At 65.7% G+C, this 18095-nt stretch carries 19 protein-coding genes and 1 pseudogene; 5 read left to right on the top strand and 15 right to left on the bottom strand.

From position 1 onward, the window contains the following. Together FKP22_RS04955 and FKP22_RS04950 are read right to left on the bottom strand one after the other, a co-directional pair. Positions 1-297: pseudogene (locus FKP22_RS04955) on the bottom strand (2-hydroxyacid dehydrogenase); the annotation flags it as partial. Positions 298-341: 44 nt separating this feature from the next. After that, the gene (locus FKP22_RS04950; RefSeq protein ID WP_141285767.1) at positions 342-2183 is read right to left on the bottom strand and encodes an ABCB family ABC transporter ATP-binding protein/permease; all 1842 of its coding nucleotides are present in this window, start codon (positions 2181-2183) and stop codon (positions 342-344) included. A gap of 46 nt (positions 2184-2229) precedes the next feature. On the opposite strand from FKP22_RS04950, the gene FKP22_RS04945 reads away from it, so the two are divergent. Both FKP22_RS04945 and FKP22_RS04940 read left to right on the top strand, forming a co-directional pair. After that, entirely contained in the window at positions 2230-2667 is a 438-nt protein-coding gene (locus tag FKP22_RS04945; protein ID WP_141285765.1) for an acyl-CoA thioesterase, read from the top strand. Positions 2668-2705: 38 nt separating this feature from the next. Next, on the top strand, positions 2706-3794 hold the full coding sequence (locus FKP22_RS04940) for a zinc ribbon domain-containing protein (protein WP_141285763.1): 1089 nt from the start codon (positions 2706-2708) through the stop codon (positions 3792-3794). Here the strand turns inward: FKP22_RS04940 and FKP22_RS04935 are convergent. The 8 genes from FKP22_RS04935 to FKP22_RS04900 all read right to left on the bottom strand — a co-directional run bounded on the left by FKP22_RS04935 (position 3791) and on the right by FKP22_RS04900 (position 12677). Then, positions 3791-4198, bottom strand: a complete 408-nt coding sequence (locus tag FKP22_RS04935) for a hypothetical protein (RefSeq protein WP_141285760.1) — start codon at positions 4196-4198, stop codon at positions 3791-3793. The two genes, FKP22_RS04940 and FKP22_RS04935, sit on opposite strands and share 4 nt — an antisense overlap. 71 nt (positions 4199-4269) lie before the next feature. Continuing rightward, positions 4270-5043: a hypothetical protein gene (locus tag FKP22_RS04930; protein WP_141285758.1), complete on the bottom strand. Its 774-nt coding sequence runs from the start codon at positions 5041-5043 to the stop codon at positions 4270-4272. Positions 5044-5121: 78 nt separating this feature from the next. Then, a complete protein-coding gene (locus tag FKP22_RS04925) occupies positions 5122-5886 on the bottom strand; it encodes an enoyl-CoA hydratase (protein WP_141285756.1) in 765 nt (254 codons plus the stop codon). Between the two features lie 70 nt (positions 5887-5956). Beyond that, positions 5957-7156 (bottom strand): acetyl-CoA C-acyltransferase, encoded by a 1200-nt coding sequence (locus tag FKP22_RS04920; RefSeq protein WP_141285754.1) that lies wholly within the window; start codon positions 7154-7156, stop codon positions 5957-5959. A gap of 135 nt (positions 7157-7291) precedes the next feature. Next, the gene (locus FKP22_RS04915) at positions 7292-9673 is read right to left on the bottom strand and encodes a 3-hydroxyacyl-CoA dehydrogenase/enoyl-CoA hydratase family protein (protein WP_141285752.1); all 2382 of its coding nucleotides are present in this window, start codon (positions 9671-9673) and stop codon (positions 7292-7294) included. Between the two features lie 18 nt (positions 9674-9691). Continuing rightward, positions 9692-10132, bottom strand: a complete 441-nt coding sequence (locus FKP22_RS04910; RefSeq protein ID WP_141285750.1) for a DUF2147 domain-containing protein — start codon at positions 10130-10132, stop codon at positions 9692-9694. Positions 10133-10221: 89 nt separating this feature from the next. Beyond that, a complete protein-coding gene (locus tag FKP22_RS04905; protein ID WP_141285748.1) occupies positions 10222-12009 on the bottom strand; it encodes an acyl-CoA dehydrogenase C-terminal domain-containing protein in 1788 nt (595 codons plus the stop codon). 23 nt (positions 12010-12032) lie between these two features. After that, positions 12033-12677 (bottom strand): TetR/AcrR family transcriptional regulator, encoded by a 645-nt coding sequence (locus FKP22_RS04900; protein ID WP_141285746.1) that lies wholly within the window; start codon positions 12675-12677, stop codon positions 12033-12035. A gap of 308 nt (positions 12678-12985) precedes the next feature. On the opposite strand from FKP22_RS04900, the gene FKP22_RS04895 reads away from it, so the two are divergent. Continuing rightward, positions 12986-13543 carry an HNH endonuclease gene (locus FKP22_RS04895; protein WP_141285744.1) on the top strand — a complete coding sequence of 186 codons (558 nt, stop codon included), beginning with the start codon at positions 12986-12988 and terminating at the stop codon, positions 13541-13543. 237 nt (positions 13544-13780) lie between these two features. Here the strand turns inward: FKP22_RS04895 and erpA are convergent, their stop codons facing one another. The 5 genes from erpA to rplM all read right to left on the bottom strand — a co-directional run bounded on the left by erpA (position 13781) and on the right by rplM (position 16451). After that, on the bottom strand, positions 13781-14164 hold the full coding sequence (erpA, locus tag FKP22_RS04890; RefSeq protein WP_141285742.1) for an iron-sulfur cluster insertion protein ErpA: 384 nt from the start codon (positions 14162-14164) through the stop codon (positions 13781-13783). Between the two features lie 59 nt (positions 14165-14223). After that, positions 14224-14622: a bactofilin family protein gene (locus FKP22_RS04885; RefSeq protein ID WP_141285740.1), complete on the bottom strand. Its 399-nt coding sequence runs from the start codon at positions 14620-14622 to the stop codon at positions 14224-14226. 113 nt (positions 14623-14735) lie between these two features. After that, on the bottom strand, positions 14736-15455 hold the full coding sequence (locus FKP22_RS04880; protein WP_141285738.1) for a DUF6776 family protein: 720 nt from the start codon (positions 15453-15455) through the stop codon (positions 14736-14738). Positions 15456-15619: 164 nt separating this feature from the next. Next, a complete protein-coding gene (rpsI, locus tag FKP22_RS04875; protein WP_141285736.1) occupies positions 15620-16012 on the bottom strand; it encodes a 30S ribosomal protein S9 in 393 nt (130 codons plus the stop codon). A 10-nt stretch (positions 16013-16022) separates the two neighbouring features. Continuing rightward, the gene (rplM, locus tag FKP22_RS04870; RefSeq protein WP_141285734.1) at positions 16023-16451 is read right to left on the bottom strand and encodes a 50S ribosomal protein L13; all 429 of its coding nucleotides are present in this window, start codon (positions 16449-16451) and stop codon (positions 16023-16025) included. 400 nt (positions 16452-16851) lie between these two features. Between rplM and FKP22_RS04865 the strand changes: the two genes are divergently transcribed. Then, positions 16852-17580 carry a GNAT family N-acetyltransferase gene (locus FKP22_RS04865; RefSeq protein ID WP_141285732.1) on the top strand — a complete coding sequence of 243 codons (729 nt, stop codon included), beginning with the start codon at positions 16852-16854 and terminating at the stop codon, positions 17578-17580. A gap of 31 nt (positions 17581-17611) precedes the next feature. After that, positions 17612-18095 (top strand): phosphotransferase (locus FKP22_RS04860; RefSeq protein ID WP_141285730.1); only part of this gene is annotated, 484 nt, incomplete at its 3' end.

Below are 18095 nucleotides of genomic sequence, written 5' to 3'. Positions count from 1 at the left end.
GGCATTGGTGTTGGCGCCGTGGCCGAGCGCGATGCCGCGCGCGCGGGCCGCTGCCACGTCGATGCGCTCGTAACCCACACCCAGCGCGCAGACCAGTTCCAGATGCGGCATGGCCTGCATTTCCTCGGCCGTCAGGCCGATGGTGCCGATGGTCAGCACCGCGTTGATGCGGGCGCCGTGTTCGGCAATGGCCGATGCGCGCTTGGCACGGGGCGCGTAGATCAGCTCGCAGTGCGCCGCGATCATCGCGCGGTGCGCGTCGGACAGGGCATTCAGCATCAGCACAACGGGTTGCATCGCTCCGCTCACTCCAATTGAAAAAGGGACAGGAATGGAAACCTTCAGAGCACCACCGGCGCTGCCTCGCTGCGGTGCTGCAGCGTCCACATGCGGGCATAGCGCCCGCCCTGGGCCAGCAGGGCTTCGTGGTGGCCCCGCTCGACCACGCGGCCGGCCTCCATCACCAGGATCTCGTGCGCGTCGACCACGGTGGACAGCCGGTGGGCGATGACCAGCGTGGTGCGGCCCTCGGCGGCGCTCTTCAGCTCGGCCTGGATGGCGCGTTCGTTGGCCGAATCCAGCGCCGAAGTGGCCTCGTCGAAGATCAGGATGGGCGGGTTCTTCAGCAGCGTGCGGGCAATGGCAATGCGCTGCTTCTCGCCGCCGGAGAGCTTCAGCCCGCGCTCGCCCACCGTCGTCTCATAGCCCTTGGGCTGGGCCGCGATGAAGCTGTGGATGTGGGCGGCGCGCGCCGCGGCTTCGATCTCTTCCTGCGTGGCGCCGGTGCGGCCGTAGCCGATGTTGTAGCCCACGGTGTCGTTGAACAGCACCGTGTCCTGCGGCACGATGCCGATGGCCCGGCGCAGGCTGTCCTGGGTGACCGCGCGGATGTCCTGGCCGTCGATGGTGATGCGACCGCCACCGGCCTCGCTGACGTCGTAGAAGCGGTACAGCAGCCGCGCCAGCGTGCTCTTGCCCGCACCGCTGGCGCCGACCACGGCCACCGTCTTGCCCGCCGGGATCTCGAAGCTCAGGTCATGCAGGATGGGCCGCGCCGGGTCGTAGGCAAAGCGCACGTTCTCGAAGCGCACCGCCCCGCCGCGCACCTGCAGGTCCTGCGCGCCCGGCGGATCCTGCACCTCGCGCTCGCGCTCCAGCAGCTTGAACATCTTGTCCAGGTCGGTGATGCTTTGCTTGACCTCGCGGTACAGCACGCCCAGGAAGTTCAGCGGAATGTAGAGCTGGATCAACAGCGCGTTGACCATCACCAGGTCGCCCAGCGAGCGGTGGCCGTCCACCACGCCGGAAGTGGCCCGCCACAGCATGGCCAGCAGCGAGGTCGCGATGATCAGCTGCTGGCCGGTGTTCAGCATCGACAGCGTGGTCTGCGACTTGATCTGCGCGCGGCGGTAGGCGTCCAGCCCGCGGTCGTAGCGCTCGGCCTCGAAGTCCTCGTTGTTGAAATACTTCACCGTCTCGTAGTTCAGCAGCGCGTCCACTGCCCGGCTCTGGGCCTTGGAGTCCAGCTCGTTCATCGTGCGGCGGTACTGGGTGCGCCATTCGGTGACGCTGACGGTGAAGACGATGTAGCTGGCCAGCGCCGCCAGCGTGATCCAGACAAAGCCGGCGTCGAACTGGGTGCCCAGCAGCACCATCGCCAGCGTCAGCTCCACCAGCGTGGGCAGGATGGTGTAGAGCGAATACGAGATCAGCGACTGCAGCGCGCGCGTGCCGCGCTCGATGTCACGGGTCATGCCGCCGGTCTGCCGCTCCAGGTGGAAACGCAGGCTGAGCGCATTCAGGTGCCGGAAGGTCTGCAGCGCGATCTGGCGCGAGATGCCGTGCGTGGCCTTGGCGAACACCAACTCGCGCAGCTCGCCGAACACCGAGGTGGCCAGCCGCAGCCCGGCATAGGCCAGCAGCAGCGCCACCGGCACCACCAGCAGCGCGCGCCGGTCGCCAGCCGGAATGGACAGGCTGTCGACCATGTGCTTGAGCAGCAGCGGCACGCCCAGGTTGGCCACCTTGGCCGAGATCAGGCAGCCCAGCGCCAGCACCACCCGCAGCTTGTACTGCCACAGGTAGGGCAGCAGGCGCTTGAGCGTGGCCCAGTCGGAGCGCTCCGGGGCTGCACCGGCCGCAGGTGCAGGGGGTTCCGACAGGGCAGAGGAAGCGCGGCGCATCGTGAAACAATCCAGCGAGATGTATGTCGATTCAAAGGAACCTTGCATGAGCGCAGCTCCCACGCCTTCCAGTGTGCCCCAGGCCGGCACGCCGGGCTTGCCGACCGATCAAACCCTGGTCATGCGTGTGATGCCCATGCCGGCCGATGCCAATGGCAACGGCGACATCTTCGGCGGCTGGATCATGGCCCAGGTGGACCTGGCCGGCTCGGTGCTGCCGGCGCGCATTGCCAAGGGCCGCATCACCACGGTGGCGGTCAACGAGTTCATCTTCAAGCAGCCGGTCTCGATGGGCGACCTGCTGAGCTTCTACGCCACCGTGACGCGCATCGGCCGCACCTCGGTGACGGTGCGCGTGGAGGTGTTCGCCGAGCGCAATCCCAGCAACCTGCAGGTGGTGAAAGTGACCCAGGCCAATCTGACTTACGTGGCCATCGACATGAACGGCCAACCGCGCGAGATCCCCAAGCCGCTGGCCGAATGATCCTGCACTGACGCTGCACAACCAACACGAGACACCCCATGTTCAAGAGCCTGCGAGTTCCGGAGCGCGCGTTTGCGCTGTTGATGTGGATCGTGTCGCTGGTCTTCGCCAGCTTCCTGATCGGCCTGGGTGGCAAGCTCATCGGCGACCTGCCGCAGGTCGAGCCCAGCCTCAGCGTCGAGCAGTTTGCCGACGCCAACACGCTGGCCGCCGAGCGCGAGCAGATCAAGGACCTGGACGAGCGTGAGCGCGCGCTGGGCGAAGACGCGGAGCAGGTGCGGCTGCAGATGACGGCCGCCAACAGCGCCTACCAGTCGGCCCGCAATGCGCAGCAGAACTGGCTGGCCAGCCGGCAAGTGACCGGCGACGCGAGCCAGGACCCCGAAGTGAAACGCCGCGTGGCCGAGTTGGACCGGCTGAAGGACGCCGAGCGCAGCAGCCAGCAGAAGCAGGAAAAGCTGAACCAGGAGACGCTGGACCTGCAGCAGGCCCGAGACGCGCACCAGCGCCGGCTCGACACACTGCTGCACGACGCCAGCGGCGCCTACGAACAAGCCATGTTCCGTCAGGAGCTGCGCGTGTTCGGCCTGCGGCTGGCGCTGACGCTGCCGCTGCTCGTCATTGCCGCCTGGCTGGTGCTGAAGAAGCGCCGCAGCGACCACTGGCCGCTGATGCGCGGCTTCGTGCTGTTCGCCGCCTTCGCGTTTTTCTTCGAGCTGGTGCCCTACCTGCCCAGCTACGGCGGCTATGTGCGCTACGGCGTGGGCATCCTCTTGACCGGCCTGGGCGGCCACTACGCGATCCGCGCGATGCGCCGCTACCTGGCGCGCCGTGCCGCCGCCGAGCAGCAGACCGAGGTGCAGCGCCGCCAGACGCTGGCGCCCGAGGAAGCGCTGAAGAAGATGGCCGCCAACGTCTGCCCCGCCTGCGAACGCGCCATCCTTACCACCGGCGACGTCAAGCCCGACTTCTGCGTGCACTGCGGCCTCACGCTGTTCAACCGCTGCGGTGGCTGCAGCACCCGCAAGAACGTGTTCTTCCGCTACTGCCCGAGCTGCGGACTGGGAGCGCAGCCGGAAGCGACGGCCGCCGAGCCGCTGCCGGGCAATCCGTCCGTGGGTGTCTAGCTTTCGCCCAGCAAGGGTCGCTGGCCGTTCTCGAACCAGGCGGTGTCGAAACCGTCCTTGAGCAGCACGGTTCTTGTCGACGGCGCCCCGGGCACCTGGGACCTCGCGACGTACTTCACGAGCGTACCGGCATCCTCGCTCAGCAAATGGGTGATCCCTTCGCAATCGCACTGCGCGATCAGCTTGAAGTCGTCCTTCACCCGCACGCGGTCGTCCTCGGCATCACGCTGGAACTGCCGCACCAGGATGCCGCAACGCATCGCGTGATCAACATTGAACGGCAGCACGACAAAGTTGCGCAGTGGCAAATCGTTGATGGCCTGCTTGACCTGGAATTCCGAGATCACGATGCTGGAGAGGTACATCGGCACCTGCCGCTGCACGCATTCACGAAAGTAGCGCATCGCCACCTCATGATGAGGCCGCTGAGGATTGGCAAACGTGATCAGGAAGCTGGTGTCCAACAGCACGCTGTTCAAGACTCGCCCCCGCGCAGTTCGTCGACCCAGGCCACCGGATCTGCAACGTCCTTCCAGGCCGCAGCGCCGCGTTGAGCCAAGCGGGCCAACTGCTCCTCGTCCACTGTCGAGGCGTATTCGACGAACGCCAACAGGCGTGCGTTGCGCAGCTCGCGTGTCAGCACGTTGTATTCGGCCTTCACACGCAGCATGGCAGTCTTGTAAAGGCGATTGACCTTGTCGTCACGCAGCAAGTCTTTTTCGGTGCTCACAGTCAATGTGGAACCGTCGGGCAAGCGCACATGGGCGTTGACCTTGTTGGCGCCGCCCAGGTCCTGGATCTCGCCGCGGATGTAGCGCTCGACCTGAACCCATTGATCGGCATCGTCGGCACGGTAGTCCGTCTGGGCACTCACGACGACGGGCTGCGACAGAAACGGTGCAGAGATCCGATAGGCCAGCGCCCGGCTCTTGCGTGCCGCCTTCTGCCAGCGCTCCACCACTTCCTTGCGCCGGGCGTCCAGGCCATCCAGCAACTCACCTGTCAGCAGCGCTTGCAGGTCCTGGAAGAGCTTGGGGGCGGCCGGCAGCGGTGCCGTCTCGATGGCGAGCGAGCCGTCCCGAATCGCCACTTCGAGTTGCTGCGTGTCCACTTCGCGGCCATTGCCACGAAGAAAGGTCTGCACATCATCGGCAAAGCGGGCCAGATCGCCCAGGCGCACACGATCCGGCCTGGCCTCATAGCCGGCAGAACTGTCTACCAACGCGAGCGTGATGCGCTGTGCTTCCATGATCAGCCGATTCTAGGCGGGCGAGGCAAGACCGCCCGGCGAGTGGCTTCAGGTGCTCGCGAAGCCGGGTGCCTCAGTTCAAGAGAACTTGCTGAAGTCCGGCTTGCGCTTCTGGAAGAAGGCCTGGAAGGCTTCGGCGGCTTCGGGGCTGCGCAGGCGCTGGCCGAAGATTTCGGCTTCGCTGGCCAGGGTCTGTTTGACCAGCGCGCGCTGGCCGGCCTTCATCAGGCGCTTGCTGTCGCGCACGGCGCCGGGCGGCAGCGCGTTGAAGCGCTCGGCCATGCGGCGGGCATGGGCCAGCACTTCGCTGGCTGGCAGCACGGCGTTGGCAATGCCCATCTCCACCGCTTCAGCGCCGTTGAACGGGTCGCCCAGCAGCAGCTTCTCGGCCGCCTTCACATGGCCCAGCAACTGCGGCACCAGCAGGCTGGAGGCGTACTCCGGCACCAGGCCCAGGCTGACAAACGGCATGGCCAGGCGGGCTTCGTCGCTGACGTAGACCAGGTCGCAATGCAGCAGCAGCGTGGTGCCGATGCCAACCGCAGCACCGGTGACGGCGGCGATGACCGGCTTCTCGCAGGCTTCGAGCGACTGCATGAACTGGAACACCGGCGAGTCCAGGCCTTGCGGCGGGCGCTGCATGAAGTCCTCGATGTCGTTGCCCGAGGTGAAGATGCCGGGCTGGCCGGTGATCAGGATGGCGCGCACGGTGCTGTCGAGCTGCGCGTCGTTGATCGCGTCGGCCATGGCCTGGTACATGGCCTGGGTCAGCGCGTTCTTCTTTTCGGGGCGGGCAATCTCGATGGTGGCCACGCCGTCCACGATGGCCGTCTTGATGCTCATGGAAGTCTCCTGCGATTCCTGAATGAAAAAGGGCGACCCTGGTAGGTCGCCCTCAAGAGGATAAGCCCGATCAGAGCGCCTCGAAGATGCCGGCGGCGCCTTGGCCCGTGCCGATGCACATCGTCACCATGCCGTACTTCAGCTTGTGGCGACGCAGTGCATGCACCACGGTGGCGGCGCGGATCGCGCCCGTGGCGCCCAGCGGATGGCCCAGCGCGATCGCGCCGCCCATCGGATTGACGACATCGGGGTTCAGCCCGAGGTCGCGGATGACAGCCAGCGATTGCGCGGCAAACGCTTCGTTCAGCTCGATCCAGCCGATGTCCGACAGGCTCAGGCCGCCGTTCTTCAGCGCAGCGGGGATCGCGGCGATCGGGCCGATGCCCATGATCTCCGGCGGCACGCCACGGCTGGCGAAGCTGACGAAGCGCGCCAGCGGCTTCAGGTCGAACTGCTTGAGGATCTTTTCCGAGACCAGGATCAGCGCGCCGGCGCCGTCGGAGGTCTGTGAGCTGTTGCCAGCCGTGACGCTGCCTTTGGCGGCGAACACCGGGCGCAGCTTGGCCAGGCCTTCGAGCGAGGTGTCCGGGCGGGCGCCTTCGTCCAGGCTGACGGTGCGCACGTTCTTCGTGATCTCGCCGGTCAGCAGGTTGGGCACGCGCTCGATCACGTCGACCGGGCAGATCTCGTCGGTGAATTCGCCGGCGGCCTGGGCTTTCAGCGCCTTCTGGTGCGAGGCCAGCGCAAACGCGTCCTGGTCTTCGCGGCTGACCTTCCACTGGTCCGCGACCTTCTCGGCGGTCAGGCCCATGCCGTAGGCAATGCCGACGTTCTCGTCCTTGGTGAAGATCTCGGGGTTGAACGAGGGCTTGTTGCCACCCATGGGCACCATGCTCATCGACTCGGCACCACCGGCGATCATCAGGTCGGCCTCGCCAACGCGGATGCGGTCGGCAGCCATCTGGATCGCGCTGATGCCCGAGGCACAGAAGCGGTTGACGGTGATGCCGCCCACCGTGTGCGGCAGGCCGGCCAGCGCCACGGCGATGCGGGCCATGTTCATGCCCTGCTCGCCTTCGGGGAAGGAGCAGCCGATGACCGCGTCTTCGATCAGCGCCGGGTCCAGGTTGGGCACCTGGGCCAGGGCCGACTGGATGGCGCGCACCAGCAGGTCGTCGGAGCGGGTGTTCTTGAAGTAGCCGCGGCCGGACTTGCCGATGGGGGTGCGGCTGGCGGCGACGATGTAGGCGTCTTGCACTTGCTTGGTCATGTCAATCTCCTTGTCCTCTACCCTGGATCAGGGCGCAGACCATGTCTTAACCGGGTAGACGCCGCGGAACCGGCTTTGCCGGGCCGCTGGTGTCGCCCCCTTGAGGGGGAGCGGCGCTAGCCGCTCGGGGGTGGGTCAATTCCGGACCGGCTTGCCGGTTTGCAGCATGCCCATGATGCGTTCCTGGGTCTTGGGATGTTCCAGCAGCGCACAGAAGTGCTTGCGCTCCAGCGCCATCAGGTATTCCTCGGTCACCAGCGTGCCGGCGTCCACTTCACCGCCGCAGACCACGTCGGCGATCAGGCTGGCGATGTGGAAGTCGTGCTTGCTGATGAAGCCACCGTCGCGCATGCCGACCAGCTGGGCCTTGATGGTGGCGATGCCCATGCGACCAGCAACCGGGATCGGCTTGGCGACCGGTGCGCGGTAGCCGGCGTTGGCCATGGCCTTGGCCTGGCTGATGGCGATGTAGAGCAGCTCGTCCTTGTGCGGCACGACGATGTCGCTGTCCAGCAGGTAGCCCAGCTTCTTGGACTCCAGCGCACTGGTGCCGACCTTGGCCATGGCCGCAGCCTGGAAGCCTTCCTTCAGGAAGTTCAGCAGGTCCGCGCCGGCACCGGCCACCGCGTTTTCAGCGGCACGGCGGGCGATGTAGGTCAGGCCGCCACCGCCGGGGATCAGGCCCACGCCAACTTCGACCAGACCCATGTAGCTTTCCATCGCCACCACGCGCTGGCTGCAATGCACGGCCAGCTCGCAGCCGCCGCCCAGCGCGATGCCGCGCACTGCCGCAACCGTCGGCACGCTGGCGTAGCGCATGCGCAGCATCATGTCCTGCAGCTTCTTCTCTTCCGGTGCAATCCCCTTGGCACCCTTGGCCATGAAGACCGGCATCAGGGCTTCGAGGTTGGCGCCAGCGGAGAACACGTCGTCCGGCGACCAGATCACCAGGCCTTGGTAACTCTGCTCGGCCAGTTCCACAGCCTTGAGCAGGCCTTCCGTGACGGTCGGGCTGATCAGGTGCAGCTTGGCCGTGATGCTGGCGATGACGACTTCGCCGTCCAGCGTCCAGACACGCACTTCGTCGTTCTTGAACAGCTCGGTGCCGCTCTTGAGCGGATCCACCGCGCCGCTGCCCAGCACGGCTTCGGGGAAGTGCTGGCGACCGTAGACCGCGAGCTTGGAGACCGGCAGGTAGGTTGATTGCGCAGCCGACCACGAGCCTTCGGGCGTGTGCACGCCAGTGCGGCCGTCGAACACCCAGGCGGGCAGCGGCTCCTTGCAGAGCGCCTTGCCGGCTTCGATGTCGTCCTTGATCCAGCCGGCCACCTGCTGCCAGCCGGCTTCCTGCCACAGCTCGAACGGGCCTTGCTTGGCGCCGAAGCCCCAGCGCATCGCGAAGTCGATCTCGCGGGCCGAGTCGGCGATGTCCTTCAGGTGCACCGCGGCGTAGTGGAAGCCGTCGCGCAGGATGGCCCACAGGAACTGGGCCTGCGGGTTGGTCGACTCACGCAGCAGCTTCAGGCGCTCTGCGGCCGGCTTCTTGAGGATGCGGTCGACGATGGCGTCGGCCTTGCCGCCGCCCGGCACATATTCGCCCTTGACCGGGTCCAGGCGCAGGATGTCCTTGCCGACCTTCTTGTAGAAGCCGGCGCCGGCCTTCTGGCCCAGCGCGCCCTGCTCGATCAGCTTGGCCAGCACCGGCGGCGTGGCGTAGCTGCCGTAGAACGGATCGTCCTTGAGATTGTCCTGCAGGGTCTTGATGACGTGGGCCATGGTGTCCAGGCCGACCACGTCCGCGGTGCGGAAGGTGCCGGAACTGGCGCGGCCGAACTTCTTGCCGGTCAGGTCGTCGACCACGTCGTACGACAGGCCGAACTGCGCGGCTTCATGGATGGTCGCCAGCATGCCAGCGATGCCCACGCGGTTGGCGATGAAGTTGGGCGTGTCCTTGGCGCGCACGATGCCCTTGCCCAGCGTGCTGGTGACAAAGCCTTCGAGCTGGTCCAGGTAGCTGGCCACGGTGGTCGGCGTGGGGATCAGCTCGACCAGGCTCATGTAGCGCGGCGGGTTGAAGAAATGGATGCCGCAAAAGCGCGGCTTGATCTCTTCAGGCAGCGCTTCGCTGAGCTTGGTGATCGACAGGCCAGAGGTGTTGGACGCGACGATGGCGTGCGGCGCGATGAAGGGCGCAACCTTGGTGTACAGGTCCAGCTTCCAGTCCATGCGCTCGGCGATCGCCTCGATCACCAAGTCGCATTCCTTGAGCAGGTCAAGGTGCTCTTCGTAGTTGGCCGGCGTGATGCGGGCCGCGTCTTCCGGCACGCCCAACGGCGCCGGCTTCAGCTTGGCGAGATTGGCAATCGCCTTCAGCGCGATGCCGCTTTTAGGGCCCTCTTTGGCCGGCAGGTCGAACAGCACGACCGGCACCTTGACGTTGACCAGATGGGCGGCGATCTGCGCGCCCATCACGCCGGCGCCCAGCACGGCAACCTTGCGAACCTGGAACCTGCTCATTGCTTCTCCTTGTGTGTCTTATTCGACACGAATCCATGTTTGGGTGCGGCCGAACAGCGGCGCACCGATGTAGCCCCGGACTTCCAGTTTCTTGCCACCGTCGACGGGCTTGAGCCGGACCTTGTAGACCTTGCCGTTGTTCGGATCGAGGATGTCGCCCCCGTCCCACAGCTCGGCGTCATCCGGGTTGTGCTTGACGGCTCGGATGATGGTCATGCCCATGATGGCCTGGTCCTTGCGCTCGTCGCTGCACTTCTCGCAGACGGCGTTGGCCTTGGCCGGATCCATCAGCTTCTCGATCTTGCCACTGAAGATTCCCCCGTTGTCCGTCACGCGCACCAGCGACTTCTCGGTCTTGGTTTCGTCGTCGATGGTCTTCCACAAACCGGCCGGCGTGGCCTGTGCGGATGCGGCCGCCGCAAAGGCGGCCAGTGACAGGGCGATCAGGGTGTTCTTCATCGGTTTGTCTCCAGGACAATGGCACGGTGGCCGGGGGTGATGCGGCGCCGCTCTGCGGCGGCGCTCGGTGGCTTCTGGAACCTGTGACTTTAGAAAAGGGCCTCGTCCATCTCCAGCGGGGCCAAGCCGGCCCGGCAGGTGCGGATCAGGCTGGCCGTTTCAGGCAGCAGCTTGGCGAAGTAGAAGCGCGCGGTGATCAGCTTGGCCTTGTAGAAGGGGTCGCCCGAGTTCTGCCTTTCCAGCGCGACCTTGGCCATGCGAGCCCACATGTAGGCGAACACCAGGTGGCCGACGACGCGCAGGTAGTCCACCGCCGCGGCGCCCACTTCGTCGGCATTGCCCATGGCCTTCATGCCGACTTCCATCGTCAGCTTGGTGACCTTCTCGCCCAGGTCAGCCAGCGGGTTGACGAATTCCTGCATCTCTTCGGAGATACCTTCGTCTTCCACAAACTGGGCCACCATCTTGCCCAGCTTCTTCATCTTCTTGCCGTTGTCACCCAGGATCTTGCGGCCCAGCAGGTCCAGCGACTGCACGGTGTTCGTGCCTTCATAGATCATGTTGATGCGGGCGTCGCGCACGTACTGCTCCATGCCCCATTCGTGGATGAAGCCATGGCCACCATAGACCTGCATGCAGTGCGAAGTGGCAATCCAGGCGTTGTCGGTGATGAAGGCCTTGATGATGGGCGTCAGCAGCGCGACGGCGTCCGCCGCTTCGGCGCGCACGGCCTCGTCCGGGTGGTGCAGTTCCTTGTCCAGCTGGACCACGGTGTAGGTGGCCAGCGCGCGGGCGCCTTCGGCATAGGCACGCGCGGTCAGCAGCATCTTGCGCACGTCGGGGTGCACGATGATGGGATCGGCCGGCTTGTCCGGTGCCTTCGGGCCGGACAGCGCACGCATCTGCAGGCGGTCCTTGGCATAGGCCACGGCGTTCTGGTAGGCCACTTCGGTCAGGCCCAGCGACTGGTTGCCAACGCCCAGGCGGGCGGCGTTCATCATCACGAACATGGCTTGCAAACCCTTGTTCGGCTGGCCGACCAAGGTGCCGACGGCGTTCTCCAGCACCAGCTGCGCGGTGGCGTTGCCGTGGATGCCCATCTTGTGTTCGAGGCCGGCGCAATAGATGCCGTTGCGCTCGCCCAGCGAGCCATCGGCATTGACCATGAACTTCGGCACGACGAACAGCGAGATGCCCTTGGAGCCGACGGGCGCGTCCGGCAGGCGGGCCAGCACCAGGTGGATGATGTTGTCCACCATGTCGTGTTCGCCGGCCGAGATGAAGATCTTCGCGCCGGTGATCTTGTAGCTGCCGTCGGCCTGCGGTTCGGCCTTGGTGCGCAGCAGGCCCAGGTCGGTGCCACAGTGCGGCTCGGTCAGGCACATGGTGCCGGTCCACTCGCCGCTGGTCAGCTTGGGCAGGTAGGTCTGCTTCTGCTCGTCGGTGCCGTGTGCGTGCAGCGCTTCATAGGCGCCGTGCGACAGGCCCGGGTACATGGTCCAGGCCTGGTTGCCGCTGTTGAGCATCTCGTACAGGCACTGGTTGACCGTGTGCGGCAGGCCCTGGCCGCCGTATGCCGGGTCGCACGACAGCGCGGGCCAGCCACCTTCGACGTACTGCTTGTAGGCTTCCTTGAAGCCCTTGGGCGCGCTGACTTCGTGCGTGGTCTTGTCCAGCGTGCAACCTTCGGCGTCACCGCTCAGGTTGATCGGGAAGATCACCTGCGAGGCGAACTTGCCGCCTTCTTCCAGCACCGCATTGATGGTGTCGACGTCCACCTCGGCAAAGGCCGGGATCTGCTTGAACTCGCTGGCGACATCAAACAGCTCGTGCAGCACAAACTGCATGTCGCGCACGGGTGGGTTGTACTGGGGCATGGAAGTCTCCTGATGGACGTCGATTAACGATGGGCCGCGCGCGGCGCCAGAGGGGAAAGCGTGGCCTCGGCCGATTCGGGCGAGGCGGCGTAATCGCGAACGATGCGGGCGAAGCCGGAGCGCGCACGCTCCACGGCACCGGGGTGGCGAAGAAAACGGGCGTCGTGATGCAGCGCCAGGATCAGGCCGTGCACCTCGAACAACATTTGGCTCGGGTCGGTGTCGGTCCGCAAGTGGCCGGTTTCGATGGCCAGGCGGATGGCCCGCTCCATTGCCGCCTGCCAGGCCTTGACCATGCCGGCCAGCGCGTCGCGCACCGGGCCTGGCCGGTCGTCGAACTCGACGGCGCCAGAGATGTAGATGCAACCGGAGTCGATTTCGACCGCCACCCGCTTGACCCAGTTCTCGAACAGCGCCCGCACGCGCGGAAGGCCACGTGCCTCGCGGATGGCCGGGAAGAACACCTCTTCCTCGAACTTCGCGTGGTATTCCTTGATCACCGAGATCTGCAGTTCCTCGCGCGAGCCGAAGTGGGCGAACACACCCGACTTGCTCATGCCCGTGACCTCGGCCAGCGCGCCGATGGACAGGCCTTCCAGCCCCATGTTCGAGGCCAGGCCCAGCGCCGCATCGAGGATGGCGGCGCGGGTCTGCTGACCTTTTTGCATGGTGCGGGCGCTGGCGCGGCGAGGAGCTGGCTGACTGAGCACGGTGCGGGATTGCGGCTGGGTGTCGGATCGGAATGAAACGAACGATCGTGCTATTTTGCAGAAATCAGCGCCGACACGCGAGTCCTTGTCCTGATTTTTTTTGGGGAAAAGCACTGCCAGCAACCCAGCGCTTCACGTTTTGCCCGGAGACGCTCGCGAATTTCGGGTTTACCCGCAACCGTCGCGACGGCGACTACGTCACAGCGCGACGCTGGCAGCCACACGCCGGGCAAGTTATGCTTGACGGTTAAGGAGCGCGCCACATCATGGAGGTGCTACAGCTGGACATCTCGGGTCGCCCGCAGGCGTGGATGACGGTCAAGGAAGCCGCCGTTCTCTATGCCAGCAACGCCATTGCCTGGACCCTGGGCGATGCCTTCCATGTGATGCGCGGCGGCATGCAGCGCACCACCGGCCTGCAGTCTCGCATCGAGCTGCACCCCATCATTGCCGTGCGCGGCGCCATTCCCTCCCGCGCCTGGCGCCAGGCGCCGGCGCTGGCCAATCCCAAGCTGTTTGCCCGCGACCGCCACGTGTGCGCCTACTGCGGCCACCGTTTCGCATTCGACGAACTGACCCGCGAGCACATCATCCCGGTGTCTCGCGGCGGGCAGGACAGCTGGATGAACTGCATCACCGCATGCCGCGGCTGCAACGGCCACAAGGGCAACCGCCTGCCCGAAGAAGCCCGCATGGGCCTGCTCTACCTGCCCTACGTGCCCAGCCTGCACGAGGACATGATCCTGCGCGGCCGGCGCATCGTGGCCGACCAGATGGAGTTCCTGCTCGCAAGCGTCCCGCGCAGCAGCCGCTTGCACGGCTAGACATGACGTACCCGGGCTCGCGGGTACGCGAGCCCACCCGCCGAGCGGGTTGCGCTGCCAGCTTGGGGCGGCCCGGCGCCGGCAGCGTTTGTTTGCACCCGGACTCGCGGGTACGCAAGTCCACCCGCCAGGCGGGTAACGCTGCCGCCTTGGGACGGCCCGGCGGCGGCAGCGTAAGAACGGAGCGCCCAGCAAAAAGCCGCCCGAAGGCGGCTTTTGTTTGGGAGCGGCGCTCGCTCAGACCGAGAAGCTGGAGCCGCAGCCGCAGGTGGTCGTGGCGTTCGGGTTCTTGATCACGAACTGGGCGCCTTGCAGGTCTTCCTTGTAGTCGATCTCGGCACCGCTGAGGTACTGCAGGCTCATCGCATCGATCAGCAGCGTCACGCCGTTCTTGCTCATCTGCGTGTCGTCGTCGTTGACGATTTCATCGAAGGTGAAGCCGTACTGGAAGCCGGAGCAGCCACCACCCTGCACGAACACCCGCAGCTTCAGATCCGGATTGCCTTCTTCGGCCACCAGGTCGGCGACCTTGGATGCCGCGCTGTCGGTGAAGACGATGGGGGCCGGCATGTCGCTGGTGGCATCAGCAACAGGGACGAGGGTTTCGGCGACGGCGTTCATGGCAAATCCTTGGAAAAAATCTAAGCGGGGCGGCTGGGCGGGAACGGGTAGAGCGGTTCTCAGACCTCGTTCGAGGCCGCCAGCTTCAGGGTCGGCTTGTCTTCTACGGCAGACCGAGGCCTCAATTCTCCATCGATGGTGGCACCCTGGTGCATTTCAAGGGCTTCATAACGCACATCACCGACGATTCTGGCCTTGGGTTGCAGTTCCAGCAACTCGCTGGAATGCACGGGACCGTGCACCTGCCCGTTGATGATGACGTGTCCAGCATTGACCTTGCCCATGACCCGGGCATTTTCGCTGATCACCAGCAGGCTGGGGCCTTCGCCATCGGCGACCACGTCCCCGTGGACTTCGCCATCGATGCGCAAGCCATCCTTGAAGCGCAACTCGCCCGAAACGATGTTGCCCTCGCCGATCAGGCTGCGGATCGGGGGCTGCTTCTTCTTGCCGAACAACATGAACTGACACTCCTTAGCGGTGTTTTAGTCTTCAGCCCCGGCCGGCGGATGTGGGTCGCCTGTCCCGTGAACTGCCCAACGCGTGGTGCCAACGGATGCACGAAGCGTGCTCAGAGTTTCAGCGTCTGCGTGGCGCGAACGCCGCCCGCGCTGTCCGTCACCCGCAGGACGACGGATTTGACCACGGCATGCGCCGGGCCGTCGACCCGCCCTTCCACCCGCACGTACTGCTTGACCTGCAGCGGCTGCGCACCACCGGGCAGCGTCAGGGTCCAGGGTTTGCCGTCCTCGGTGCCGGAAAAGGTCAGCTCGTAATGGCCGCTGAAAGCCTGCGCCTGGCGGCCACTCTGCATCACCAGCAACTGGTAGCGCCAGTGGCCGGGCGACTCCTGATCGACCTGCAGGCCGCGCACCTGCAGCGACTCCGCGCCGGCGCTGGCCGTTGTCGGCAGCAGGCGCTCGAAGAAGCCCAGGTCGGCCTTGAGGCTCATCTTCTCGGCTTCGGACTGCTTCAACTGCTCGACCAGGCGCTCCTCGGCGGCGCGTTCGGTCTTCAGCAGGCTCTCTGCCGTGTTAGCAATGGACTGGGCGTGTTCGCGCTCCTCGCGCAGTTGGCTCAGCTCGTTGCGCAGCCGAACCAGCTCGGCCTGGGCGCCGCGGTCCAGCCCGGCGATCTCCTTGCCGAACTCGAAGGCCCAAAGCGCAATCGCCGCCGAGAAGCCCAGCACGACCGCAGCAGCGACCCAGCGCAAGGGCCAGGCCATCTGGCTGCGCACCGTCATGCGTGGCGACGAGATCGACAAACGGCGGCGAATCAGTTTCCAGCGCATACAACACTCACCGCGACAAGCACAAAGTGGAACGGCATCGGCACTTCAGCCCATGCTCCCTGGCAGCTTTTCCGCATGGCGCACCCAGAAACGACAAAGGCCGCATGAAGCGGCCTTTGCTGTTCGGCTTTCCCAGGGACACCGGGAAAGACGTGTCGGATGGATCAGCGCTTGCTGAACTGCTTCCTGCGACGCGCGCCGTGCAGACCGACCTTCTTACGTTCGACTTCACGCGCATCGCGCGTCACGAAGCCGGCGTGGCTCAGGTCAGGCTTGAGCGCCGCATCGTAATCGATCAGCGCACGGGTGATGCCGTGACGCACTGCGCCGGCCTGGCCGGACTCGCCGCCACCGTGCACGTTGACCTGGATGTCGAACGTCTCGTTGTTGCCGGTCAGCAGCAGCGGCTGGCGCACGATCATGATCGAGGTCTGACGGCCGAAGTATTCGCCGACGGCCTTGCCGTTGACGACAATCTGGCCAGTGCCCTTCTTGATGAAGACGCGAGCAACCGACGACTTGCGACGGCCGGTGCCATAGTTCCAATTACCGATCATTCAGCGCTCCTCAGATTGCCAGCGGCTTGGGCTGCTGCGCGGCGTGCGGGTGCTGGTCACCGGCATAAACCTTCAGCTTCTTGATCATCGCGTAGCCGAGCGGGCCCTTGGGCAGCATGCCCTTGACGGCCTTTTCCAGGGCGCGGCCCGGATGCTTGGCTTGCATGTCCTTGAACTTGGTGCCGTAGATACCGCCCGGGAAGCCCGAGTGACGGTAGTACACCTTGTCGTTGGCCTTGTTGCCGGTGACGCGGATCTTGTCGGCGTTCAGGATGATGATGAAATCACCGGTGTCGACGTGAGGCGTGTAGATGGCTTTGTGCTTGCCGCGCAGTCGGAGTGCCACTTCGCTGGCAACACGTCCGAGCACCAGATCGGTGGCGTCGAGCACAAGCCACTCGTGCGTCACTTCGGCCGGCTTGGCGCTGAAGGTCTTCATGAGAGGTTCTCTTTGAAAGAGAGGAAACGGCTGTTCGAACGGCTGGCCATTCACCATCGGAACCACTTGGAGACTGCCTTCACCCCGCCGCTCACGTGAAGCACGTGGCAGACTGGGATGCTTGCAGCCGGCGGCCTCTCAGGCTTCCGGTTGCCCTGCCTCTCTTGAGTTCTTTCAGGTTCAGTCATTGCTGGCTGAACATTGCAAGAACTTTGCAAAAGCATGACCCGTTCTCCCCGCCGATTGCGGGAAAGCCGACGAGTATAGCCGAAACCACAGTGCTCGCAAACAGGCCGCGGCCCGCAATCCCCCTGCAGCTCCGGGCTTCGGTGGCCGGCATCGCGGTTATACTAGGGTTTTCCCTTGGTTCTCATTGACCACCCCTCACTTGGGAGCGCGCATGGCTGACCCGGTCCAGGCGCAAACGCCTCAACCCCCCACGCCTTACCGCTGGATTCCGATCCGCTCGCTGGTCTCACGCCATCGCGGGCGCGTGCTGTCGCACCTGCTCGCGCTGAGCGCGGAAGACCGTTACCTGCGTTTTGGCTACATGGCCAGCGACGAGCAGATCAAGCGCTACGTCGAGCGACTGGATTTCCGCCGCGACGAAATCTTCGGCATCTTCAACCGCCGGCTGCAGCTCATTGCCATGGCCCACCTGGCCTACCTGAGCGAGGGCATGCCAGGGGTGGCTGCGTCCTCCCGGCACATGGCCGAGTTTGGCGTGTCGGTGGCCGTGAGCGCGCGCGGGCGGGGTTACGGCGCCCGGCTGTTCGACCACTCGGTGCTGCACGCCCGCAACCGCGGCGTGACCCAGCTGATCATCCACGCGCTGAGCGAAAACACCGCGATGCTGCGCATTGCCCGCAATGCCGGCGCCACCGTGGTGCGCGACGGCGGCGAGGCCGAGGCCAGGCTGCAGTTGCCGGGCGACTCGTTGGCCTCGCGTGTGGAAGCGCTGGTCGAAAGCCAGGCGGCCGAGTTGGACTACCGCTTCAAGAGCAATGCCCAGCACATGGACCGGCTGGTGAACTTCTTCAGCTTCGGCCTGTTGCGCAGCCGCAAGCAGGCGCCGGCCGCGAACAGCGAGCTGGACGCGCCCCACGATCCGCCCAAGCCCGGCGCCTGAGCGGCGGACAGCGCGGGCGTACCATGCCCCGATGCCTGTTTCTCCCTCGGACTCCCCTGCCGTCTCCCCCGCCACTTCCCCGTTTGCAACACTCGACCCGCAAGCGGTGCTGCAGGCGCTGACGCTGGCCGGCCTGCCGGCCGATGGCCGGCTGCTGCAGCTGAACTCCTACGAAAACCGCGTCTGGCAGGCGCACCTGGACGACGGCCGCGTGGTGGTCGCGAAGTTCTACCGGCCCGAGCGCTGGACGGACGCGCAGCTGGCCGAGGAACACGCTTTTTCCGCCGAGCTGGCCGACGCCGACCTGCCGGTGGTGCCACCGCTGGTGCTGGCGCCCCAGTGGGAAGACCCGGCTTTCAGATTGGTGGACGGCGTGCCGACGCTGGGCATTGCCGAGGTCAACGGCGCGACCTTCCGCATCGCCGTCAGCGAGCGCCGAGTCGGCAGAGCGCCGGAGCTGGAACAGCCCGAGACGCTGAGCTGGCTGGGCCGCTTGCTGGGCCGGCTGCACGCGG

Origin of the sequence: Ideonella azotifigens (assembly GCF_006519715.1) — a bacterium.
GTDB classification, from domain to species: domain Bacteria; phylum Pseudomonadota; class Gammaproteobacteria; order Burkholderiales; family Burkholderiaceae_C; genus Ideonella; species Ideonella azotifigens.
The sequence above is the reverse complement of the archived record's forward strand: the minus strand, read 5'-3'. Positions and strand labels throughout refer to the sequence as shown.